Source organism: Pseudomonas sp. ATCC 43928 (assembly GCF_005938665.2).
Taxonomy (GTDB): domain Bacteria; phylum Pseudomonadota; class Gammaproteobacteria; order Pseudomonadales; family Pseudomonadaceae; genus Aquipseudomonas.
In genome coordinates this window covers 5,875,367-5,896,362 of sequence record NZ_CP041753.1, presented here as the reverse complement: position 1 = coordinate 5,896,362, position 20,996 = coordinate 5,875,367, and the positions used below count along the sequence as shown (strand labels likewise).

At 61.0% G+C, this 20,996-nt stretch carries 23 protein-coding genes; 18 read left to right on the top strand and 5 right to left on the bottom strand.

The genetic code is table 11. The annotated features are described in order from the left end of the window. Nucleotides 1–17 precede the first annotated feature (17 nt). The 3 genes from mpl to FFH90_RS27155 are packed head-to-tail and all read left to right on the top strand — an operon-like array spanning nucleotide 18 to nucleotide 2,273. Nucleotides 18–1,367 (top strand): UDP-N-acetylmuramate:L-alanyl-gamma-D-glutamyl-meso-diaminopimelate ligase, encoded by a 1,350-nt coding sequence (gene mpl / locus FFH90_RS27165; RefSeq protein ID WP_086945943.1) that lies wholly within the window; start codon nucleotides 18–20, stop codon nucleotides 1,365–1,367. Beyond that, complete coding sequence (gene ubiX / locus FFH90_RS27160) at nucleotides 1,364–1,996, top strand: flavin prenyltransferase UbiX (protein WP_030129554.1); 633 nt, start codon at nucleotides 1,364–1,366, stop codon at nucleotides 1,994–1,996. The genes mpl and ubiX overlap by 4 nt, the downstream gene beginning before the upstream one ends. Then, on the top strand, nucleotides 1,989–2,273 hold the full coding sequence (locus tag FFH90_RS27155; RefSeq protein WP_018925741.1) for a YceK/YidQ family lipoprotein: 285 nt from the start codon (nucleotides 1,989–1,991) through the stop codon (nucleotides 2,271–2,273). Before ubiX ends, FFH90_RS27155 begins: the two co-directional genes overlap by 8 nt. Nucleotides 2,274–2,310: 37 nt before the next feature. Here FFH90_RS27155 and FFH90_RS27150 read toward each other — a convergent pair whose 3' ends face one another. The 3 genes from FFH90_RS27150 to FFH90_RS27140 form a co-directional block, all read right to left on the bottom strand. Beyond that, nucleotides 2,311–2,952, bottom strand: coding sequence for an oxidoreductase (locus FFH90_RS27150; protein WP_018925742.1), 642 nt, complete (start codon nucleotides 2,950–2,952; stop codon nucleotides 2,311–2,313). A 27-nt stretch (nucleotides 2,953–2,979) separates the two neighbouring features. Further along, nucleotides 2,980–4,695, bottom strand: coding sequence for a C13 family peptidase (locus tag FFH90_RS27145; protein ID WP_018925743.1), 1,716 nt, complete (start codon nucleotides 4,693–4,695; stop codon nucleotides 2,980–2,982). A 115-nt stretch (nucleotides 4,696–4,810) separates the two neighbouring features. Further along, on the bottom strand, nucleotides 4,811–5,266 hold the full coding sequence (locus FFH90_RS27140; RefSeq protein WP_007937463.1) for a MaoC family dehydratase: 456 nt from the start codon (nucleotides 5,264–5,266) through the stop codon (nucleotides 4,811–4,813). A gap of 188 nt (nucleotides 5,267–5,454) precedes the next feature. On the opposite strand from FFH90_RS27140, the gene FFH90_RS27135 reads away from it, so the two are divergent. Genes FFH90_RS27135 through FFH90_RS27125 form a run of 3 tightly spaced genes read left to right on the top strand, consistent with a single transcriptional unit; the run spans nucleotide 5,455 to nucleotide 7,131 of the window. Continuing rightward, nucleotides 5,455–5,817: a CidA/LrgA family protein gene (locus tag FFH90_RS27135; RefSeq protein WP_064620620.1), complete on the top strand. Its 363-nt coding sequence runs from the start codon at nucleotides 5,455–5,457 to the stop codon at nucleotides 5,815–5,817. Further along, nucleotides 5,814–6,530, top strand: coding sequence for an LrgB family protein (locus FFH90_RS27130; protein ID WP_018925746.1), 717 nt, complete (start codon nucleotides 5,814–5,816; stop codon nucleotides 6,528–6,530). Before FFH90_RS27135 ends, FFH90_RS27130 begins: the two co-directional genes overlap by 4 nt. Nucleotides 6,531–6,540: 10 nt before the next feature. Continuing rightward, nucleotides 6,541–7,131 carry an LON peptidase substrate-binding domain-containing protein gene (locus FFH90_RS27125; RefSeq protein ID WP_018925747.1) on the top strand — a complete coding sequence of 197 codons (591 nt, stop codon included), beginning with the start codon at nucleotides 6,541–6,543 and terminating at the stop codon, nucleotides 7,129–7,131. 46 nt (nucleotides 7,132–7,177) lie between these two features. On the opposite strand, the gene FFH90_RS27120 is transcribed toward FFH90_RS27125, so the two are convergent. Beyond that, on the bottom strand, nucleotides 7,178–8,494 hold the full coding sequence (locus FFH90_RS27120) for a bifunctional DedA family/phosphatase PAP2 family protein (protein ID WP_064620617.1): 1,317 nt from the start codon (nucleotides 8,492–8,494) through the stop codon (nucleotides 7,178–7,180). A gap of 100 nt (nucleotides 8,495–8,594) precedes the next feature. After that, on the bottom strand, nucleotides 8,595–9,293 hold the full coding sequence (locus tag FFH90_RS27115; RefSeq protein ID WP_064620614.1) for a DNA-3-methyladenine glycosylase: 699 nt from the start codon (nucleotides 9,291–9,293) through the stop codon (nucleotides 8,595–8,597). 177 nt (nucleotides 9,294–9,470) lie between these two features. On the opposite strand from FFH90_RS27115, the gene FFH90_RS27110 reads away from it, so the two are divergent. The 12 genes from FFH90_RS27110 (at nucleotide 9,471) to lipA (ending at nucleotide 20,927) form a co-directional block, all read left to right on the top strand. Continuing rightward, entirely contained in the window at nucleotides 9,471–10,742 is a 1,272-nt protein-coding gene (locus tag FFH90_RS27110) for a glutamate-5-semialdehyde dehydrogenase (RefSeq protein ID WP_138866357.1), read from the top strand. Nucleotide 10,743: 1 nt separating this feature from the next. Further along, nucleotides 10,744–11,433, top strand: coding sequence for a nicotinate-nucleotide adenylyltransferase (nadD, locus tag FFH90_RS27105; RefSeq protein WP_018925751.1), 690 nt, complete (start codon nucleotides 10,744–10,746; stop codon nucleotides 11,431–11,433). 72 nt (nucleotides 11,434–11,505) lie between these two features. Further along, the gene (rsfS, locus tag FFH90_RS27100; protein WP_019581345.1) at nucleotides 11,506–12,000 is read left to right on the top strand and encodes a ribosome silencing factor; all 495 of its coding nucleotides are present in this window, start codon (nucleotides 11,506–11,508) and stop codon (nucleotides 11,998–12,000) included. A gap of 9 nt (nucleotides 12,001–12,009) precedes the next feature. Next, nucleotides 12,010–12,477, top strand: a complete 468-nt coding sequence (rlmH, locus tag FFH90_RS27095) for a 23S rRNA (pseudouridine(1915)-N(3))-methyltransferase RlmH (RefSeq protein WP_007937439.1) — start codon at nucleotides 12,010–12,012, stop codon at nucleotides 12,475–12,477. Nucleotides 12,478–12,487: 10 nt separating this feature from the next. Then, nucleotides 12,488–14,383 (top strand): penicillin-binding protein 2, encoded by a 1,896-nt coding sequence (gene mrdA / locus FFH90_RS27090; protein WP_111454207.1) that lies wholly within the window; start codon nucleotides 12,488–12,490, stop codon nucleotides 14,381–14,383. A gap of 31 nt (nucleotides 14,384–14,414) precedes the next feature. Beyond that, on the top strand, nucleotides 14,415–15,518 hold the full coding sequence (gene rodA / locus FFH90_RS27085) for a rod shape-determining protein RodA (protein ID WP_019650887.1): 1,104 nt from the start codon (nucleotides 14,415–14,417) through the stop codon (nucleotides 15,516–15,518). A gap of 17 nt (nucleotides 15,519–15,535) precedes the next feature. Beyond that, entirely contained in the window at nucleotides 15,536–16,546 is a 1,011-nt protein-coding gene (mltB, locus tag FFH90_RS27080) for a lytic murein transglycosylase B (RefSeq protein ID WP_086945938.1), read from the top strand. Continuing rightward, complete coding sequence (locus FFH90_RS27075; protein WP_064620605.1) at nucleotides 16,546–17,556, top strand: septal ring lytic transglycosylase RlpA family protein; 1,011 nt, start codon at nucleotides 16,546–16,548, stop codon at nucleotides 17,554–17,556. The genes mltB and FFH90_RS27075 overlap by 1 nt, the downstream gene beginning before the upstream one ends. A gap of 183 nt (nucleotides 17,557–17,739) precedes the next feature. Further along, entirely contained in the window at nucleotides 17,740–18,897 is a 1,158-nt protein-coding gene (locus FFH90_RS27070; protein WP_018925757.1) for a D-alanyl-D-alanine carboxypeptidase family protein, read from the top strand. Nucleotides 18,898–18,980: 83 nt separating this feature from the next. Continuing rightward, nucleotides 18,981–19,256 (top strand): DUF493 domain-containing protein, encoded by a 276-nt coding sequence (locus FFH90_RS27065; protein ID WP_003215438.1) that lies wholly within the window; start codon nucleotides 18,981–18,983, stop codon nucleotides 19,254–19,256. Next, the gene (gene lipB / locus FFH90_RS27060) at nucleotides 19,256–19,903 is read left to right on the top strand and encodes a lipoyl(octanoyl) transferase LipB (RefSeq protein ID WP_007937425.1); all 648 of its coding nucleotides are present in this window, start codon (nucleotides 19,256–19,258) and stop codon (nucleotides 19,901–19,903) included. The genes FFH90_RS27065 and lipB overlap by 1 nt, the downstream gene beginning before the upstream one ends. A 1-nt stretch (nucleotide 19,904) precedes the next feature. Continuing rightward, nucleotides 19,905–20,927 carry a lipoyl synthase gene (gene lipA / locus FFH90_RS27055; RefSeq protein ID WP_007946663.1) on the top strand — a complete coding sequence of 341 codons (1,023 nt, stop codon included), beginning with the start codon at nucleotides 19,905–19,907 and terminating at the stop codon, nucleotides 20,925–20,927. Nucleotides 20,928–20,996 lie beyond the last annotated feature (69 nt).

Genomic DNA, 20,996 nt, shown 5'->3' with positions numbered 1-20,996 from the left:
GTTTTACGAGGTCGACTATGCACATTCATATTCTTGGTATTTGCGGCACTTTCATGGGTTCGATGGCGGTTCTGGCCAAAGAGCTAGGCCATCATGTGACCGGCTCCGATGCCAACGTCTATCCGCCGATGAGCACTCAGCTGCAAGCCCAGGGCATTGAGTTGACGCAAGGTTACGACCCGGCGCAGCTCGATCCGGCCCCGGACCTGGTGGTGATCGGCAATGCCATGTCCCGCGGCAACCCGGCGGTCGAGTACGTGTTGAACAAAGGCCTGCCGTACGTCTCCGGCCCGCAATGGCTGGCCGATCACGTGCTGCAAGGCCGCTGGGTGCTGGCGGTTGCCGGCACGCATGGCAAAACCACTACCAGCAGCATGCTCGCCTGGGTCCTGGAACACGCCGGCATGAGCCCGGGTTTCCTGATCGGCGGAGTGCCGCAGAATTTCTCGGTGTCGGCGCGTCTGGGCGATACGCCGTTCTTCGTGATTGAAGCCGACGAATACGACAGCGCATTCTTCGACAAGCGCTCCAAGTTCGTTCACTACCGCCCGCGCACGGCGATCCTGAACAATCTGGAGTTCGATCACGCGGACATCTTCCCTGATCTGGCGGCCATCGAGCGACAGTTCCACCATTTGGTGCGGACCATTCCGAGCGAAGGCCTGGTGATCCATCCGACCACCGAGCCGGCCTTGCAGCGCGTGATCGAGATGGGCTGCTGGACTCCGGTGCAAACCACCGGCGCCGGCGGTCAATGGCAGGTCAAACTGCTCAGTGAAGATGGCTCGAAGTTCGAAGTGATGTTCGAAGGCGTCGCTCAAGGCGTGGTCGAGTGGGACATGACCGGTCAGCACAACGTCGCCAACGCCTTGGCCACCCTGGCCGCCGCGCGTCACGTCGGCGTCGTGCCGTCGATGGGCATCGCGGCACTGAGCGCGTTCAAAAGCGTGAAGCGCCGGATGGAAAAAGTCGCGGAAGTCCGTGGCATCACCATTTACGACGACTTCGCCCACCACCCGACCGCCATCGCCACCACCCTCGACGGTTTGCGCAAGCGCATCGGCGATGCGCCGCTGATCGCGATCATCGAGCCGCGCTCCAACTCCATGAAGCTCGGTGCTCACCGTGATGGTTTGCCGGAAAGCGTAGTCGATGCCGATCAGGTGATCTGGTATTCGCCGGCCAACCTCGGTTGGGATCTGGGTGCCACGGCGGCGTTGTGCACCGTGCCGTCGATTGTCAGCGATTCGCTGGAAGGCATCATCGAGCGCGTGAAGAGCCAGGCCCAGCCCGGCACTCACGTGGTAATCATGAGCAACGGCGGCTTCGGCGGCCTGCACGGCAAACTGGCCGAGGCGCTGCAATGAACAACGGTCCGGAACGCATCACGCTGGCGATGACCGGCGCTTCGGGTGCCCAGTACGGCTTGCGCCTACTTGATTGCCTGGTGCGTGAAGACCGCGAGGTGCACTTCCTGATTTCCAAGGCCGCGCAACTGGTGATGGCCACCGAGACCGATGTCTCGCTGCCCTCCAAGCCGCAGATGATGCAAGCCTTCCTCACTGAATACACCGGTGCCGCCGCCGGGCAGATTCGGGTGTACGGCAAGGAAGACTGGATGTCGCCGGTGGCTTCGGGCTCCGGCTCGCCAGCGGCGATGGTGGTAGTGCCGTGTTCCACCGGGACCTTGTCGGCGATCGCGACCGGGGCCTGCAACAACTTGATCGAGCGGGCGGCCGACGTGACGTTGAAGGAGCGCCGCCAGCTGATTCTGGTACCGCGCGAGGCGCCGTATTCGAGCATTCATCTGGAAAATATGCTCAAGCTGTCGAACATGGGTGTGACGATTCTGCCGGCATCGCCAGGCTTCTATCATCAGCCGCAAACCATTGATGACTTGATCGACTTCGTCGTGGCGCGAATTCTCAATCTGCTGAACATTCCGCAAGACATGCTACCGCGTTGGGGCGAGCACCATTTGAGCAGTGATGAATAGGCTGCTGATCATTCTGCTGGCGGTGCAACTGGCGGGCTGCGCCACGGCGCGCACCCTCGATGCCGCCAAACCCGGGGCACCGGTGGTGTATTCGGGGACGCGTCTGGATTTGTATGCAATGAACGGCGGGTGCTGCGCCATGGATAGATTTGGCGCAGAAGCGCCGAGTTATCCCGGTGTTGATCTGCCGGCCAGTGCTTTGCTCGACACACTGCTGTTGCCGTTGTCGTTGTTGACGGTTTTAGGTGTTGGGTTTCAGGCGACCGGCGGATTATAGAAGAGCGCTTCGCGCTCTATTCGCGGGCGCTGCTGGATTACTTGCCTAACTTGCGCAATTCATCCGACTCGACAATCCGTACGCCATCCTGTTCTTCCAGCGCCAGGCGCCACATGGCGCGGGCCAGTTGGCAGGCTTCGATGCCGTGGTATTTGCCCGGAATCAATTTCGACAACGGACCGGCAACCCGTTCGGCCAGTCGCGGCTCGGCGCGATCGCCGAGCAACAGCGAAGGCCGGCAGATGGTCAGCTGCGGCCAATTCTGCGCGCGCAATGCGTGTTCCATCTCACCTTTAACCCGGTTATAGAAAATCGGCGATCTGCGGTCGGCCCCCAAGGCACTGATCACGATCAGGTGCCGTGCGCCCATTTCCCGGGCACGTTTGGCGAAGGCCACGACCATGTCCAGGTCCACCGCGCGAAACGCTTCCTCGGAGCCGGCTTGCTTGATCGTGGTGCCGAGGCAGCAGTAGGCGACGTCGACGCGACCGTTCAATTGCGGCAGAAACTCCGTCGGGTCGCCGACCGGGTTTTCCAAGTGAGGGTGTTCGGCCAGTGGCCGGCGTGAGGGGGCTAATACGCGTGCAATCGTTGGCTCGTTGAGCAGACGGTCAAGCAAATGTTCACCGGTTAACCCGGTAGCTCCGGCAAGCAATACATGCTGAGGCGTCAAGTACATAGTTATTCCCCCTTGATACTGTTCAGCTTAGTTGCTCTTTTCATCCTTGCTGATAGAGACACTTTGCAATGCCTTTCGTGCCTGCTGCTTGCGTAACAATTGCCAGTGGGCGAGCACGGCTTTCGGTGCCCAGATCTGTGGTTCGGAGGCTTCGAAGCTGTCGGCCAGCTCACGCTCGGCCACGGTGGCGCTGGCCCGTTTGAAGGCTTGCTCCAGATCGTCGGTCTGGTTCAGCGCCTGGGCGAACAGTGCGTCGCCGAAATAGGTGAAGTTGGCTTCTTCCGAACACCCGAAGGACACTCGGTCGGCGCGCGAGGCGGTCATGATCAGGGTGTGTTCATCCTTGAGGGCAGGGATGAAGCCGCCGGAATAACAGGACGAAATCACGATAATCTTGTCGCGCTTCTTCAGGGGCGCGAGGACGGCGGCGAGTTCGTCGGCCGGCAGGTCGGCCAGCTCCATGCGTGGCTGGTCGAGTACCAGCTCGTGTTCACTGGAGCCATGGCTGGTCAGGTAAATGAACAGCAAGTCCTCCGGACCACTGCGCTCGGCCAGGGTCTGGGCGGCGCGGCGCAGGTTTTCCCGGGTGGCCATCGGCCGGTCGCCGAGGTGGTCGCGATGGTTGACCAGGCGAATCTGGCCGAAAGCGCCGAAACGGCTGGCGAGCATGTTGGCGACGTAGTCGGATTCGCGCAGGAACACGCTCTGCTTGCCGTCACCGCCCAGGGTCAAGGTGTACAGTTCGACCGCCGGAGTCGAGGCCGGCACGTTGGCCAGTGCTTCGTCGAGCAAGCGGCCCTGGGCCAGCAAGCCGAGTTCCAGGGTGTCGGGCAGCAGCTTGCCGTCGGCGTCGCGCACGCGCTGGCTGTTGATCCAGGTGCCGCTCAGCACTGTGCCATCGGTCAGCACCAACGTGCCTTTGCCCTGATAGTTGTCGCCGTCGAACTGACCGATATAGAAACTGCCATCGGCCAGGTTCAAGCGGCCCTGACCGGTAAAACGCCAGTCGCTGAACTGACCGATGTAATGACTGCCATCGGCGCCGATCAACTCGCCCTTGCCGTTCAGCACGCCTTCCTTGAACTGACCGATCCAGACATCGCCATCGGCGTTTTCGTAGCGGCCCTTGCCATGCAATTGATTGTTCTTGAACCCACCGACGTAGATATCGCCATCGGCGCTGTTGAAAGTACCGTTGCCTTCCAGTTGGCCATCGACGAAGTGCCCGGTGAACTGATTGCCGCTGGCATCGCTGCGCTGGCCTTCGCCGTTGGGTTTGCCGTGGGCGAACTGACCCTGGTACTGGCTGCCGTCTTCGAGTTCCAGACGACCGAGCCCTGAATATTGGTCGGCCTTGAATTCGCCGCGATAGGTCATGGCGTTTTCTTTGAGGGTGCCTTCACCGTCCCGTCGACCGGCCTTGAAACCGCCGGTGTAGCTGCTGCCGGTGGTGGTCAGCGTGCCCTGGCCGTCGAACAGCCCCTGCTGGAACTGCCCGCGATAGACCTCGCCGTTGCTGCCGTGCCATTCGCCCTGGCCATGCCATTGGCCTTTGTCGAAGTGACCGGCATACCAGCTGCCGTTCGGGTAATCGATGCGACCCTCGCCTTGCAGCAGGCCGTTGACCAGATCACCACGATAGCGTCCGCCATCCGGCAGGCGGGCGTCGGGGGGCAACAGCGATTCGCCATCGCCGCAAGCGGTGAGCATCAGGGTCAGGGCAAGGAGTGCAAGTGAGCGCATAGCGGGATCCGGGCAATTAGGCGACGGAGTATGCCGCAGCTATGTGTCGCATTTATAGAGACACGGCACAGACACAGCGCGAAACAGCATGAGCTGCTTCGCAATCAGGCATGTGTCAGACGAAGCAGAGGGACAATGGCTCGGCGATATAGGCCGGTTTGTCCGATCCTTCGATTTCAAGCGTAGCGGTGGCCTTGAGCAGCCATTGGCCGGGTTTCTTCTCGGTGACGTCGTTCATGTCGACCTTGAGTCGAACCCTGGAATTAACCTTCACAGGCTGGATGAAACGCACGCTGTCCAGGCCATAGTTGACCACCATCTTCGCGCCTTCGGGCAGGATGAGGATGTCTTCCATCAGTTTGGGGATCAGCGACAACGACAGGAAACCATGGGCGATGGTGCTGCCAAAAGGCGTTTGCGCGGCTTTGACCGGGTCGACATGGATGAACTGATAATCGCCTGTGGCTTCTGCGAACAGGTTGATGCGTTCCTGGTCGATGGTGAGCCATTGGGAACGTCCGAGTTCCTTGCCGACATAATCTTTGAGCTCTGCAACTGGAACATAGGGCATTGAGACTCTCCTTGGGTTCATCGGATTTATAGTTTTTCGAGTGGGGGACTTGACCTCCCTGCGAACCACTTTAGATCAACATGACAAATTGCTCCGGTCAACTGACCATGCTTTTGGCGAATGCCGACTCATAGCGTGCTTATAATGTCGGGCCCCTTCTTGGTGGGGGAGAGCGCGGGAGAGGATGGATGTTGTTACGTGGCCTGACCTGGCTGGTGCTGTTTCAATTGCTCGGCACAGCCCTCAATCATCTGTTTTTGCCGGTGCTGCCGGGGCCGATCATTGGCCTGCTGTTGCTGCTGGGGTATCTGATCAGCCGCGGTCAAGTCGGCGAACCGCTGAACCTTGCGGCCAGCAGCCTGTTGCGTTATTTGCCGTTGCTGCTGGTGCCGCCGGCCGTGGGCGTGATGGTCTACGCCACTGACATTGCCGCGGATTTCTGGGCGATCACCGGTGCGCTGGTGTTGTCGTTGGTGCTGTCGATGGCCTTCGCCGGGGTGCTGATGCAGCGCCTGGTCAAGCGTCACGCCCATTCCGAGGACAGCCAATGATGTTCGATTGGCACGGCGCCTGGGCGTCGGTGATTCATCATCCGCTGTTCGGCATCGGCATTACGCTGGGCGCGTATCAATTGGTGCTGGCGGCGTTCGAGAAAACCCGCTGGATTTTTCTGCAACCGGTGCTGGTCTCCATGCTGCTGGTCATCGGCGTGCTGGTCAGTTGCGGCCTGAGTTACGTTGAGTACCGCAAGAGCACCGAGATCCTCAGTATCTTGCTCGGGCCGGCCACCGTTGCGCTGGCGGTACCCCTGTACCTCAACCTGCGGCGGATTCGACAGTTGTTCTGGCCGATATTTACTACGCTGGTGATAGGTGGCGTGGTCGCCACGGGCATGGGGGTGCTGCTGGGTTGGTGGTTCGGCGCCGAACACATGATCCTGATGACCATGGCCCCCAAGTCGGTTACCTCGCCGATTGCCATGCTGGTGGCGGAGCAGATTGGTGGCGTCGCGGCGCTGGCGGCGGTGTTCGTGTTGATTACCGGGGTGATCGGAGCGATCTTCGGGCCGAGTCTTTTGACTCGTCTCGGTGTCCACAGCCCGGAGGCCCGCGGTATGGCTCTGGGCATGACCGCCCATGCGGTCGGCACGGCGGTGGCCATGCAGGAAAGTGAGGAGTGCGGCGCCTTCGCGGCGCTGGCGATGAGTCTGATGGGCGTGGCCACGGCGGTGTTCCTGCCGTTGGCGGTGTCGATGGTGGTGTAAGGAAATGTCTATGAGTCTGCCGCTTTTTCCGCTGAACACGGTGCTGTTTCCGGACTGCATCCTCGACTTGCAGATTTTCGAAGCACGCTACCTGGACATGATCGGCCGTTGCATGAAACAGGGCAGCGGCTTCGGCGTGGTGTGCATTCTCGAGGGCGAAGAAGTCGGCATCGCTCCTGAAGGCTACGCGCGGGTGGGGTGCGAGGCGCTGATCACCGATTTCCATCAGCAGGACAACGGCCTGCTGGGCATTCGGGTAAAGGGCGGGCGGCGTTTTCACGTGGTGCGCACCGAGGTGCAGCGCGACCAGTTGATCGTCGCCGAAGTCGAGTGGCTCAAAGATGAGCCTGAACAACCGCTACAGGATGAAGACGCCGACCTGGTCGCGCTGCTCAAGGCCTTGGCGGAACACCCGATGGTCGAAGCACTGAGCATGGGCACCGAAGCGACGGGGCAACAGTCGCTGGCCAATCAGTTGGCGTATCTGTTGCCGTTTTCCGAGGTGGACAAGATCGACTTGCTGCAACTCGATGATCCGCAGCAACGGCTGGATGCGATTCAGGCGTTGCTGGATGAACTGCAAGGTGAGTTGTTTGCCTGATGTCCACTGAAAGATCGCAGCCGCTACAGGTGCGATCTTTCAATCCTCAATATGCATACCGCAACAAAGCTTGCGGCAAATGCCGCAACACAAAGAAGCCGAACAACGCCAGCAACGACGGCAACACCAGCCACCAGACCTTGGGTGGCATGGCGTTGAGCGGCACCTGGCGTTGCGTCAGCCACAGGCTCGCCGCACACACGCATGCCGCCAGCATCGCGCCGGCCAGTACATCGGTAGGCCAGTGCGCCCCCAGGTAAACCCGCGACAGGGCAATCGCCAGCGCCGGCAAACAACCCAGCAACAACCAGGTCAGGCGCATTCGCGGCGGTTGTCCGCGGCCAGCCAGCACCGCGAGCGTCAGAAACAGCGCGAACGAGCCCGAGGCGTGGCCGCTGGGCATGCTGTAGCTGGTCAGTGGATCGCTCAGCACTTCCGGGCGAATGCGGGCGAAAAAGTGCTTGGTTGCCGTGTTGCCCAGCGCGGTGAAAAGCAACGTGCTGCCGGCGAAGATCGCGTGCCGCCATTGTCGCGTCAGCAACAGCAGGGCCGTCAACAGGGCGCTGATCATAAACATGTTGCGGAACTCGCCAATCAGCGTGAACACCACGGCTACTTCATCGAGCATCGGGCTGCGGTGTTCCTGCACCAGGGTCATCAACCCTTGGTCGAGGGCGGTCAGGTGCGGATAGCCGATGAACAGTCCCGCCAGAATTAGAAAACTCATGCCGGTGATCAGCATCGTTGCCTTGCGATGGCGGCGCATGCTGCTGGTAATGCTCAAACCCGCCATGACGGCGATGCTGCCGGCAACGATCCCGGCCTCGGGCCAGAACCCTTCGGGCAATGGCAAGCGAATCGCCGCGCCGGTGGCCCAGCCGGGCAGCAGATAGGCAACGCTCCAGCCCGCGGCGGCCAACAGGCTGACGGCGGCGAAGCGGGGGAAGGGCATATCGAACATACCTGCGACCATCGGCAGCATTGGTCGCAACGGGCCGATAAAGCGTCCGACTAACAGGCTGGCGATGCCATAACGCTGAAAATACGCTTCGGCCCCGGCGATCCATTCCGGATGATGGCGCAACCCCGGCAGGCGCCGGATGTTCTGGTGGAAATGTCGTCCCAGGAAATACGAAACGATGTCGCCCAGCACGCCGCCGAGGAAACCCAGCAGCAATGTTTCACCCAGCGACAGTGCGCCACTGCCGGCCAGTACTGCCGCGGCAAACAACAACACCGTACCGGGTACGATCAGCCCGGCAATCGCCAGGCACTCCACACACGCCACTACGAACACTGCCATGGCCAGCCACTGCGGATTGACCGTCAGCCAACCGATCACGCTATCGAGCCATGGGCCCATAAAAACAACTCCATCGAATGTTCACTTGGCCCCAAAGGGATGAATCTCCCAAATGCTGAACGACCGCTCCCACTGGGATTCCCGTTTGCCCGGGCACGTTTCAAGTCAGCAAAAAATAATCACGCCCTTCGACCTGACCCCGACGCATCGGATTGCGAGTGCAGTACGGCGCGTAAGCCGCATCGACGAAACGGTACATTAAATGTTCGTCGCGCCCCTGGGGGATGCCCAGGCGTGTGGTCTGGATGATATGGCCGGGCGCAGGCCCGATGTCTTCCACCAGCAGCACTTCATGGTCAAAACGCTTGGCGTCCCAGACCGGCACCTTCAGCCCCAGCGCCTTGCACAGCAACGTCTGCCCGGCGCACAGCTTTTGTGAGGGGCGAGGGCGGCCCTGGGCGTCGGGATTGTTCAGCAGCATCTGCGCCAGGCTGGCTGGCCCGCTCAGTTCATCGACCCATGGATAGGCGGATTTGATCAGCACCGCATTGCCCGGACCTTGGGCACTGAAGTTCAGGGAATCGCCGCCGCGGGCGTAATACATATAGATGTGGCCGCCATCCAGAAACAAAGCTTTACGCTTTTCTGTGTAGCCCAGGGAAGCGTGGCTACCCTTTTCTTCGCAGTAATAGGCTTCGGTCTCGATAATCCGGGCGCTGAGCCACAGGTCGTCGACCCGGTGGCGGATGATTTTGCCCAGCAGATCCCGGGCCAGCGTTTGGGCGTCGCGGTCGAAAAATGCATCCGGCAGAGCCTTGGGCGGGCGCGTTTCGGACGCACGAACAGTCAGGTTAGTCATGATGAACAGCGTTTATCAGGGCTGATTGAGTCGTGATGATAACAATATGCAACTTAATCACGGCTGAACGTCGGCAAATTGCCTTCCATTTCGACCATCCGCCCGTCACCGCTGTTAGTCCCGAGACGTGACAGCTATAATCTGCCGCTTTCCTCTTTACCAAGACCACAGCAGACCATGACTGAGTCCGTTCTTGACTACATGACCCGTTTGGGTCGCGCCGCCCGCGAAGCTTCCCGCGTGATCGGCCGTGCCAGCACCGCGCAGAAAAACCGCGCCTTGCAGGCGGCCGCCAATGCGCTGGATGCTGCGCGTGCCGAGCTGACCGCAGCCAATGAACTGGATTTGGCCGCTGGCCGTGCCAATGGTCTTGAGCCGGCCCTGCTGGAACGTCTGGCGCTGACCCCGGCGCGCATCGACGGCATGATCGTCGGTTTGCGTCAGGTCGCGGCCTTGCCGGACCCGGTCGGCGCGATCCGCGACATGAGTTACCGGCCGTCGGGCATTCAGGTCGGCAAGATGCGCGTGCCGTTGGGCGTGATCGGGATCATCTACGAATCCCGGCCTAACGTGACCATCGATGCTGCCAGCCTGTGCCTGAAGTCCGGCAACGCGACCATCCTGCGTGGCGGCTCCGAAGCGATTCACTCCAACCGCGCCATTGCCGCCTGCATCCAGCGCGGCCTGGCCGAGGCCGATCTGCCGGCCGCGGTGGTGCAAGTGGTCGAAACCACCGACCGTGCCGCCGTCGGCGCGCTGATCACCATGCCCGAATACGTCGACGTCATCGTGCCCCGTGGCGGCCGTGGCCTGATCGAACGGGTCAGCCGCGATGCCCGCGTGCCCGTCATCAAGCACCTGGACGGCATCTGTCACGTCTACGTCAGTGCCCACGCCGATCTGCCGAAAGCCCAGCGCATCGCATTCAACGCCAAGACTTACCGTTACGGCATCTGCGGCGCGATGGAAACCCTGTTGGTCGATCAAGCCGTCGCCAAAGAGTTTCTGCCAGCGATGGCTGCCCAGTTCCGCGAAAAAGGCGTCGAGCTGCGCGGTTGTGAGCGCACCCGGGCGATCATCGAGGCCGTCGCGGCCACTGAAGAAGACTGGACTACCGAATACCTGGCGCCGATCCTCTCGATCCGCGTGGTCGACGGGCTGGACCAGGCCATCGAGCACATCAACCAGTACGGCTCCCATCACACCGACTCGATCGTCAGCGAAAACCTGGCTGACACCCGGCGTTTCGTGGCTGAAGTCGATTCGTCCTCGGTGATGATCAACACCCCGACCTGCTTCGCCGATGGCTTCGAATACGGATTGGGTGCCGAGATTGGCATTTCTACTGATAAGCTGCACGCCCGCGGCCCGGTGGGCCTCGAAGGTCTGACCTGCGAGAAGTACATCGTGGTCGGTGACGGTCAGCTGCGCGGCCAGGAGTCGCTCTGACTTGGGCGACCTCGACCCGTCAGCCCCAGTGACCGCCAGCGAGCCCCGGCCTCGACGCATTGGCGTACTGGGCGGGACCTTCGACCCGGTGCACATCGGCCATTTGCGCGGTGCGCTGGAAGTCGCCGAATCGCTGGCCCTCGATGAGTTGCGTCTGACGCCCAGTGCCAGGCCGCCTCATCGGGACAAGCCGCAGGTATCGGCGAAGGACCGTCTGGCGATGGTCAAGTGCGCGGTGGCCGGTGTGGCACCGTTGGTGGTGGATGCCCGCGAATTGCAGCGGGACAAGCCGTCCTACACCATCGACACCCTGGAACTGATGCGCGCCGAACTTGCCGCTTCAGACCAGGTTTTTCTACTTTTGGGCTGGGACGCATTTTGCGGCCTGCCCACTTGGCACCGCTGGGAAGAGTTGCTCCAGCATTGCCACATCCTGGTGCTGCAACGCCCGGATGCCGACAGCGAACCGCCGGATGCCTTGCGCAACCTGCTGGCAGCACGTTCGGTGAGCGACCCGCTGGCCCTCAAAGGGCCGAGCGGACAGATTGCATTCGTCTGGCAGACACCGCTCGCGGTATCCGCCACCCAGATCCGTCAACTGCTGGCCAGCGGTAAGTCGGTACGTTTCCTGGTGCCCGACGCGGTCCTGGCCTACATCGATGCGCACGGACTTTACCGTGCGTCGAACTGAAAAAGGGCGCGCTTCAAGGCACGTGAATGCGTGTATCGAAGCGCCCGAACATACGAGCAAAACGAGTTTTATATGACTGACAAAGACGTAAACAAAGTAAAGCGCAAGGGCACATTCAAGAGCGCACCGCTGCCAGTAGAAGCACCAACTGGCGCGCCACTGGCCGGCGAAGAGCTGGTCAAGGTTGCCGTAGCAGCCCTGGAAGACGTCAAGGCCCAGGACATCCAGGTGATCGACGTTCGTGAAAAGCAGAGCATCACTGACTACATGATCATCGCCACCGGTACGTCCAACCGCCAGATCGGCGCGATGCTGGACAAGGTCCGCGAAGCCGTCAAAGCCCAAGGCGTCAAGCCGCTGGGTGAAGAAGGCAAGGGCGACAGCGACTGGGTTCTGCTGGATATGGACGACGTCATCGTGCACATGATGACTGCCTCGGCGCGCCAGTTCTATGACCTGGAACGCCTGTGGGCCGGCGCCGAGCAAAGCCGTTCTGCCAGCGCTGCACACCACAGCCCTGAGAACACCCATGAGCATTTCACCAAGCTCAACAAAGACCAGCAATAAGGGAACGCTGTGCGACTGCGACTGATCGCCGTCGGTTCACGCATGCCCAAGTGGGTGGAAGAAGGCTGGCATGAATATGCCAAGCGTCTTCCTTCCGAGCTGGCGCTGGAACTGGTGGAAATTCCGCTCAACACCCGCGGCAAGAACGCCGACGTGGCACGCTTTATCCGTCAGGAAGGCGAAGCCATGCTGGCCAAGGTCGGGCCGAACGAGCGCGTTGTCACCCTCGAAGTCCACGGCAAGCCCTGGAGCACCGAGCAACTGGCGGTCGAACTCGATCGCTGGCGGCTGGACTCGCGCACGGTGAATTTCATGGTCGGCGGCCCCGAGGGGCTGGCGCCGGAAGTCTGTGCCCGGGCGGATCAACGCTGGTCGTTGTCGCCGTTGACGTTGCCGCACCCGTTGGTGCGGATTCTGATCGGTGAACAGCTGTATCGTGCCTGGACAGTGCTGTCCGGCCACCCTTACCACAAGTAGTTCTGCCCTCATGTCCCAGCCGATCCGCATCAAGGACCACGAAAAAGACGCCCGTCTGGTGCGTGGCCGCGTCGTGTTCGGGGCTATTACGGTGGTGACGCTGATCGGCGTGCTGATCGCGCGGCTGTATTTCCTTCAGGTGATCCAGTACGAGTACCACTCGACCCTGTCGGAAAACAACCGCGTCCATGTGCAGCCGATTCCGCCGACTCGCGGGCTGATCTACGACCGCAATGGCGTGGTGGTGGCCGACAACCGGCCCAGCTTCAGCCTGAGCATGACCCGCGAACGCTCCGGCGACTGGCAGCAAGTGCTCGACGTGATCGTCGAAGTGCTGGAGCTGACGCCCGAGGACCGGGTGATCTTCGAGAAGCGTATGCGTCAGGGGCGTCGGCCGTTCGAGCCGGTGCCGATCCTGTTCGAGTTGACCGAAGAGCAGATCGCCCGCATCGCGGTGAACCAGTTCCGTCTACCCGGTGTGGAAGTGGTCGCGCAGCTGGTTCGTCACTATCCGCAGGGCGCGCACTTTGCGCACTCGGTGGGATATATGGGGCGGATCAACGAGAAAGAGCTCAAGTCTCTGGACCCGGTGAGTTACAGCGGCACCCATCAAATTGGCAAAACCGGCATCGAGCGCTTCTACGAGCCCGAATTGCACGGTCAGGTCGGTTACGAAGAAGTCGAGACCAACGCCCGTGGCCGCGTGCTGCGGGTACTCAAACGTACCGAACCGATTTCCGGCAAGGACATCGTTCTGAGCCTGGACATCAAATTGCAGGAAGCTGCCGAAGCCGCGCTTGGCGGTCGCCGTGGTGCGGTGGTAGCGCTGGACCCGAAAACCGGTGAGGTGCTGGCGATGGTCAGCCAGCCGAGTTTCGATCCGAACCTGTTCGTCACCGGCATCAGTTTCAAGGCCTACTCCGAGCTGCGTGACTCCATCGACCGGCCACTGTTCAACCGCGTGCTGCGCGGTCTATACCCGCCCGGTTCGACCATCAAGCCAGCGGTGGCGATTGCCGGCCTGGATGCGGGCGTGGTCACGGCGTCGACCCGGGTGTTCGACCCGGGTTACTACATGCTGCCCAACTACGATCACAAGTACCGCAACTGGAACCGTACCGGTGACGGCTTCGTCGATCTCGACACGGCGATCATGCGTTCCAACGACACTTACTTCTATGACCTGGCGCACAAGCTGGGGATTGATCGGTTGTCGTCCTACCTGAGCAAATTCGGCATTGGCCAGAAGGTCTCCCTGGATATGTTCGAAGAGTCGCCGGGGCTGATGCCGACACGGGAATGGAAGCGCGTGACCCGTCGTCAGGCCTGGTTCCCGGGCGAGACGCTGATTCTGGGGATCGGTCAGGGCTACATGCAGTCCACTCCGTTGCAACTGGCGCAGGCCACGGCACTGGTGGCCAACAAGGGTGTCTGGAATCGTCCGCACCTGGCCAAGACCATCGAGGGCGAGAAGCCGAAGGATGAACATCCGATGCCGGACATTATCCTGCGCGACCCGTCGGACTGGACCAAGGTCAATCACGGCATGCAGCAGGTAATGCACGGTGCCCGGGGTACGGCGCGCAAGGCATCGATCGGCGCGCAATACCGGATCGCCGGCAAAAGTGGTACGGCCCAGGTGGTTGCGATCAAGCAGGGCGAGAAGTACGACCGCTCCAAGGTGCAGGAGCGCCACCGCGACCACGCCTTGTTCGTCGGCTTCGCGCCGGCCGACAACCCGCAAATCGTGGTGTCGGTGATGGTCGAGAACGGCGAGTCCGGCTCCGGCGTCGCCGCGCCGGTGGTGCGTCAAGTGATGGACGCCTGGCTCCTCGACCAGGACGGACGACTGAAAGCCGAATACGCCAGCCCTATCAGTGCGGAGGCTACGGCCCGTGAAGAATAATTTCGATCGCATGCTCTCCAGCGAGGATGTGATGCGTCGCCGTGCGACGCTGTTGCAACGCCTGCACATCGACGGCCCGCTGCTGATCCTGCTGCTGACCCTCGCCGCCGGCAGCCTGTTCGTGCTGTATTCGGCCAGCGGCAAGAGCTGGGATCTGCTGGCCAAGCAAGCCACTTCCTTCGGCATCGGCCTGATATCGATGATCGTCATCGCCCAGTTCGAACCGCGCTTCATGGCCCGCTGGGTGCCGCTCGGCTATGTGGTCGGCGTGATCTTGCTGGTGGTGGTGGACGTCATGGGCCATAACGCCATGGGGGCCACCCGCTGGATCAATATCCCCGGGGTGATCCGCTTCCAGCCCTCGGAATTCATGAAGATCCTGATGCCGGCGACCATCGCCTGGTATTTGGCCAAGCGCTCCTTGCCACCCCAGCTCAAGCACGTGGGGATCAGTCTGGTGCTGATCGGTGTCCCGTTCATTCTGATCGTGCGTCAGCCCGACCTCGGCACTTCGTTGCTGATCCTCGCCGGTGGCGCATTCGTGCTGTTCATGGGTGGCCTGCGCTGGCGCTGGATCCTCAGCGTGATCGCCGCCGCCGTGCCGGTGGCCGTGGCGATGTGGTTCTTCATCATGCACGACTATCAAAAGCAGCGAATCCTGACCTTCCTCGACCCCGAGAGCGATCCGCTGGGCACGGGCTGGAACATCATTCAGTCGAAAGCGGCCATCGGTTCCGGTGGCGTGTTCGGCAAGGGCTGGTTACTCGGTACCCAGTCGCACCTGGACTTCCTGCCAGAAAGCCACACCGACTTCATTATTGCGGTCCTGGGTGAAGAGTTCGGCCTGGTCGGTATCTGCGCGCTGTTGCTGATTTACCTGCTGTTGATCGGTCGCGGGCTGGTGATTACCGCCCAGGCCCAGACACTGTTTGGCAAATTGCTTGCGGGCAGCCTGACCATGACGTTTTTTGTTTACGTTTTCGTCAACATCGGTATGGTCAGTGGCCTGTTGCCGGTGGTGGGGGTGCCGTTGCCGTTCATTAGCTACGGAGGAACTTCGCTGGTGACGCTACTGTCAGCGTTTGGGGTTTTGATGTCGATCCATACCCATCGCAAGTGGATCGCGCAGGTTTGAATAAGGTGAAGATTTCAATGCAAGTAATGCGTGGCTGGGCGACTCGATACGCACCGTGGGTCGGCCTGGTGAGCATCCTTGGTTCCGTGCAGGAAGCATTGGCCGGCGATTACGAAGGCTCACCCCAGGTGGCCGAGTTCGTTGGTGAAATGACCCGTGACTACGGCTTTGCCGGTGAACAGCTGATGGGCGTGTTCCGCGAAGCCGAGCGCAAACAGTCGATTCTGGACGCGATCTCCAAACCCGCCGAACGCGTCAAGCAGTGGAAAGAATATCGCCCGATGTTCATCACCGACGCGCGCATCGCCCGTGGCGTGGACTTCTGGCGTCAGCACGAGGCGGTGCTGGCTCGCGCCGAGCAGGAATACGGTGTGCCGGCGCAGGTGATCGTCTCGATCATCGGCGTCGAAACCTTTTTTGGTCGCAATACTGGCAATTATCGGGTGATCGACGCCTTGTCGACCCTGGGTTTCGACTATCCTCCCCGTGCTGATTTCTTTCGCAAGGAGTTGCGTGAATTCCTGCTGCTGGCCCGTGAAGAGCAGGTCGACCCGTTGACCCTCAAAGGCTCCTATGCCGGAGCCATGGGCTTGCCGCAATTCATGCCGAGCAGCTTTCGCGCCTATGCGGTGGATTTCGACGGTGACGGCCACATTAATATCTGGAACAACCCCGATGATGCCATCGGCAGCGTCGCCAGTTATTTCAAGCAACACGGCTGGGTCGCCGGCGAACCTGTGGTCAGCCGTGCCGATGTGCGCGGCGATCAGGTGGACGAGGGGCTGACCGACGGCATCGAACCGACGAAAACCGTCGGGGAGTTGCGGGCGCTGGGCTGGTCGAGTCATGATGCGCTGCGCGATGATATGCCGGTCACGGCTTTCCGCCTGGAAGGTGACAATGGCCCTGAATACTGGATGGGCCTGACGAATTTTTACGCGATCACGCGTTATAACCGCAGCGTGATGTACGCCATGGCCGTACATCAACTGTCTGAACAGCTGGTCCAAGCACGGGGCGTCAAGTAATGCGGGCATTGCCTATGAATAAACCCCTGAAGCTCATGGCATTCGCCGCGTTGGCGGTGCTGGTCGCCAGTTGTTCGACCAGCCGCTCACCGACTCAGAAGTCTTCCACCGCCGTTCGTTCGGCCCCCGGCCTGGACATCAACCGGGCGCACAAGGATGGCGCACCCTGGTGGGACGTCGACGTATCGCGCATCCCGGATGCCACGCCGACCCTGCACAGCGGTCCTTATAAAGCCAACCCGTACACCGTGCTGGGCAAGACCTACTTCCCGCTGCAGGAATCCAAGACCTACGTCGCGTCGGGCACGGCGTCCTGGTATGGCACCAAGTTCCACGGCCAGAACACCGCCAACGGCGAGGTGTATGACCTGTATGGCATGAGCGCCGCCCACAAGACCTTGCCACTGCCAAGTTACGTTCGGGTGACCAACCTGGACAACAACAAGACGGTGATTCTGCGGGTCAATGACCGTGGGCCGTTCTATTCAGACCGGATCATCGACTTGTCCTACGCGGCCGCCAAGAAGCTTGGCTACGCTGAAATCGGCACGGCGCGGGTCAAGGTCGAAGGCATCGACCCGCAGGAATGGTGGGCGCAGAGAGGTCGTCCGGCGCCGTTGATGCTCAACGAGCCGCAAGTGGCGCAAAATGCCGCGCCGACCATGACCGCTTCCACTGGCACCGTCGAGCAATGGACGCCACCGCCGCAGCAACACGCCGCGGCCGTTGTGCCCGTGCAGATCGATGCAAAAAAAAACGCTTCTGTACCAGCCTCTGGCCAGTATCTGCAGGTGGGCGCGTTCGCCAACCCGGACGCTGCAGAGCTCCTGAGATCGAAGCTCAGCGGGATGGTGAGCGCTCCGGTGTTCATCAGCTCGATCGTGCGTAACCAGCAGACACTGCATCGGGTGCGCATGGGGCCGATCGGCTCTGCGGGTGAAATCCAGCAGGTGCAGAACAGCGTGCGGCTGGCCAATCTCGGTTCACCGAGCCTGGTCAGCGCCGAGTAACACGTAGTACTTGATTGACGGTTCGCTTGCAGTTTTGGGGGGCGAACCGGGTTGTTGGCTCGTTGAAGAACAAAAGCCCGGCAAGGGTTACAGAGTGAGCAACTGAACACGTGACAGCTTTTTGAAAAGTTGTCTGATTAGTTTTGCCCTAGGGCAGTTTCCATTAGCGATTTCGAGAGACGGATGAACATCACCACCTTTGCCAAACGCCTGTGCCTGCTAGTCCCGCTGCTTCTCTCACCCGCGGCTTTCGCGGTCGAGATGATGCCGTCGCCACCGCAATTGGCCGCCAAAGCCTACGTACTCATGGACGCCAGCAGCGGCAACGTGCTGGTAGAGAACAACGGTGACCAGCGTCTGCCGCCGGCCAGCCTGACCAAGCTGATGACCGCGTACATCGCGACCCTGGAAATCCGTCGTGGCCAGATCGGCGAAAACGATCCGGTGACCGTCAGCGAGAACGCCTGGCGTACCGGTGGTTCGCGGATGTTCATCAAGGTCGGCTCGCAAGTTACCGTCAGCGACCTGCTGCACGGCATCATCATTCAATCGGGCAACGACGCCAGTGTTGCGCTCTCCGAGCACATCGCCGGCAGCGAAGACGCATTCGCCGACCTGATGAACAAAACCGTTGCTGATCTGGGCATGACCAACACCCACTTCATGAACCCGACCGGTCTGCCGAACCCGGAGCACTACTCGTCGGCTCACGACATGGCCGTGCTGGCTCGCGCGATCATCCACGAAGACCCGGCTCACTACGCGATCTACTCGCAGAAAGAGTTCTTCTGGAACGGTATCAAGCAGCCTAACCGCAACCTGCTGCTGTGGCGCGACAAGACTGTCGACGGTCTGAAAACCGGTCACACTGACGAAGCCGGCTACTGCATGGTGTCTTCGGCCGTACGTGACGGCATGCGCCTGATCGCCGTGGTGTTCGGCACCAACAGCGAAGTGGCTCGTGCTGCCGAAACCCAGAAGCTGCTGACTTACGGTTTCCGCTTCTTCGAAACCCAGACCTTCTATCAGAAAGGCGCCGAGCTGGCTCAGGCACCTGTCTGGAAAGGCACCACCAATCAAGTCAAGGCCGGCCTGGCTGAAGACCTGACCATGACCTTGCCAAAAGGCCAGCTGAAGAAGCTTGCTGCCAGCATGACCATGAACCCGCAACTGGTTGCACCCATCGCCAAGGGCGACGTGATCGGTAAAGTCGAAGTGAAACTGGACGACAAAGTGGTGCACAGCGCCGACCTGATCGCTCTGGACGCAGTCGACGAGGGTGGTATCTTCCGCCGCATGTGGGATAGCATCCGTCTATTCTTCTACGGCTTGTTCAACTGATAGTGTGCACCTGCATGGCCCCACGCTGATCCGGCGTGGGGCCATGCTGTCGCCACGGCTTACGCTTACGAGGCCGTTACGCCATGACCGATACCGAAGTAAAGGCGCCTAAGATCGAATTCCCCAACGTTGATTACCCGGTTAAGGTGATCAGCGATACGGGTGTGGGCAACAAAGACAAGATCATCGAGATCGTCAAGAAACACGCGACGATCAACCATGACCGCGTTGATGAGCGCCAAAGCACCAACGGCAAGTACACCACGATTCAGTTGCACATCGTCGCCACCGACCAGGACCAGCTGTACAACATCAACAGCGAACTGCGGGCTACCGGCTTCGTGCACATGGTGCTGTGATGCCTGGCACGCTGGGCTTTCGCGAACTTGGCCAGATGGCTTACGAGCCGGTCTGGCATGCCATGCAACGCTTCACCAACGAACGCGGCAGCGATGCCGCCGACGAGATCTGGCTGGTCGAGCACCCGCCGGTGTTCACCCAGGGCCAGGCCGGCAAGGCTGAACACCTGTTGCTGCCAGGCGATATTCCGGTGGTGCAGGTCGACCGCGGTGGGCAGGTGACCTACCACGGTCCGGGCCAGTTGGTGGCCTACCTGTTGCTGGATGTGCGCAAGCTGGGGTTCGGCGTGCGTGACTTGGTCAGCCGCATGGAGCAGTGCCTGATCGAGTTGCTGGCCAGTTACGGCGTGACCGCATCCGCCAAGCCGGATGCACCGGGTGTCTATGTCGATGGCGCGAAAATCGCGTCCTTGGGTCTGCGGATCCGCCACGGTTGTTCCTTTCATGGCCTGGCCCTGAACGTGGATATGAACCTGGAACCGTTTCGACGGATTAATCCCTGCGGCTATGCCGGGCTGGCGATGACCCAGCTGCGCGATCACGCAGGACCGATTGAATTTGCCGAGGTAAGTGCCCGGCTGCGCGCGCAGCTCGTCAAACACCTCGACTATGCTGAGCAGACGACCCTAACGGGCGGAATCGATTGATATGACTACTGATGCTGTGCAAACCATGATCCCGACGCTCGATGTCACCGAGCGTCCGGCCCCGCGTGCCAAGGTTGAAGCCGGCGTCAAGCTGCGCGGCGCCGAGAAGGTTGCACGCATCCCGGTGAAGATCATCCCGACCACCGAACTGCCGAAGAAACCTGACTGGATTCGCGTGCGCATCCCGGTTTCCCCGGAAGTCGACCGCATCAAGGCCTTGCTGCGCAAACACAAGCTGCACAGCGTTTGCGAAGAAGCATCCTGCCCGAACCTGGGCGAGTGCTTCTCCGGCGGCACCGCGACCTTCATGATCATGGGCGATATCTGCACCCGTCGTTGCCCGTTCTGCGACGTTGGCCATGGTCGTCCGAAGCCACTGGACGTGAACGAGCCGGAAAGCCTGGCCATTGCCATCGCCGACCTGAAACTGAAATACGTGGTCATCACCTCGGTAGACCGTGACGACCTGCGTGACGGTGGTGCCCAGCACTTTGCCGACTGCATCCGCGAAATCCGCAAACTGTCGCCGAACGTACAGCTCGAAACCCTGGTCCCGGACTACCGTGGCCGCATGGACGTCGCACTGGAAATCACCGCCGCCGAGCCGCCAGATGTGTTCAACCACAACCTGGAAACCGTGCCGCGCCTGTACAAGGCTGCGCGTCCGGGGTCGGATTACCAGTGGTCGCTGACCCTGCTGCAACGCTTCAAGCAGATGATGCCGCACATTCCGACCAAGTCCGGCCTGATGCTGGGTCTGGGCGAAACCGACGAAGAAGTCATCGAAGTCATGAAACGCATGCGCGAACACGACATCGACATGCTGACCCTGGGCCAGTACCTGCAACCGTCCCGCAGCCACTTGCCGGTCCAGCGCTTCGTGCACCCGGACACCTTCGCCTGGTTTGCCGAGGAAGGCTACAAGATGGGCTTCAAGAACGTCGCTTCCGGCCCGCTGGTACGCTCCTCGTACCACGCCGACGAGCAGGCGAAGCTGGTCAAGGCCGAATTGATGTCGTCCTGATTCCGCGCTGAGAAAAGAGCACGCCCGCAAGGTTAGTCCTTGCGGGCGTTTTCATTGGCGGTGCCCACA

What these genes read in the sequence shown, in the direction of transcription:
- mpl (WP_086945943.1), top strand. Translation starts at nt 18, where the DNA reads ATGCACATTCATATTCTTGGTATTTGCGGCACTTTCATGGGTTCGATG.
- ubiX (WP_030129554.1), top strand. Translation starts at nt 1,364, where the DNA reads ATGAACAACGGTCCGGAACGCATCACGCTGGCGATGACCGGCGCTTCG.
- FFH90_RS27155 (WP_018925741.1), top strand. Translation starts at nt 1,989, where the DNA reads ATGAATAGGCTGCTGATCATTCTGCTGGCGGTGCAACTGGCGGGCTGC.
- FFH90_RS27150 (WP_018925742.1), bottom strand. Translation starts at nt 2,952, where the DNA reads ATGTACTTGACGCCTCAGCATGTATTGCTTGCCGGAGCTACCGGGTTA.
- FFH90_RS27145 (WP_018925743.1), bottom strand. Translation starts at nt 4,695, where the DNA reads ATGCGCTCACTTGCACTCCTTGCCCTGACCCTGATGCTCACCGCTTGC.
- FFH90_RS27140 (WP_007937463.1), bottom strand. Translation starts at nt 5,266, where the DNA reads ATGCCCTATGTTCCAGTTGCAGAGCTCAAAGATTATGTCGGCAAGGAA.
- FFH90_RS27135 (WP_064620620.1), top strand. Translation starts at nt 5,455, where the DNA reads ATGTTGTTACGTGGCCTGACCTGGCTGGTGCTGTTTCAATTGCTCGGC.
- FFH90_RS27130 (WP_018925746.1), top strand. Translation starts at nt 5,814, where the DNA reads ATGATGTTCGATTGGCACGGCGCCTGGGCGTCGGTGATTCATCATCCG.
- FFH90_RS27125 (WP_018925747.1), top strand. Translation starts at nt 6,541, where the DNA reads ATGAGTCTGCCGCTTTTTCCGCTGAACACGGTGCTGTTTCCGGACTGC.
- FFH90_RS27120 (WP_064620617.1), bottom strand. Translation starts at nt 8,494, where the DNA reads ATGGGCCCATGGCTCGATAGCGTGATCGGTTGGCTGACGGTCAATCCG.
- FFH90_RS27115 (WP_064620614.1), bottom strand. Translation starts at nt 9,293, where the DNA reads ATGACTAACCTGACTGTTCGTGCGTCCGAAACGCGCCCGCCCAAGGCT.
- FFH90_RS27110 (WP_138866357.1), top strand. Translation starts at nt 9,471, where the DNA reads ATGACTGAGTCCGTTCTTGACTACATGACCCGTTTGGGTCGCGCCGCC.
- rsfS (WP_019581345.1), top strand. Translation starts at nt 11,506, where the DNA reads ATGACTGACAAAGACGTAAACAAAGTAAAGCGCAAGGGCACATTCAAG.
- mrdA (WP_111454207.1), top strand. Translation starts at nt 12,488, where the DNA reads ATGTCCCAGCCGATCCGCATCAAGGACCACGAAAAAGACGCCCGTCTG.
- rodA (WP_019650887.1), top strand. Translation starts at nt 14,415, where the DNA reads ATGCGTCGCCGTGCGACGCTGTTGCAACGCCTGCACATCGACGGCCCG.
- mltB (WP_086945938.1), top strand. Translation starts at nt 15,536, where the DNA reads ATGCAAGTAATGCGTGGCTGGGCGACTCGATACGCACCGTGGGTCGGC.
- FFH90_RS27075 (WP_064620605.1), top strand. Translation starts at nt 16,546, where the DNA reads ATGCGGGCATTGCCTATGAATAAACCCCTGAAGCTCATGGCATTCGCC.
- FFH90_RS27070 (WP_018925757.1), top strand. Translation starts at nt 17,740, where the DNA reads ATGAACATCACCACCTTTGCCAAACGCCTGTGCCTGCTAGTCCCGCTG.
- FFH90_RS27065 (WP_003215438.1), top strand. Translation starts at nt 18,981, where the DNA reads ATGACCGATACCGAAGTAAAGGCGCCTAAGATCGAATTCCCCAACGTT.
- lipB (WP_007937425.1), top strand. Translation starts at nt 19,256, where the DNA reads ATGCCTGGCACGCTGGGCTTTCGCGAACTTGGCCAGATGGCTTACGAG.
- lipA (WP_007946663.1), top strand. Translation starts at nt 19,905, where the DNA reads ATGACTACTGATGCTGTGCAAACCATGATCCCGACGCTCGATGTCACC.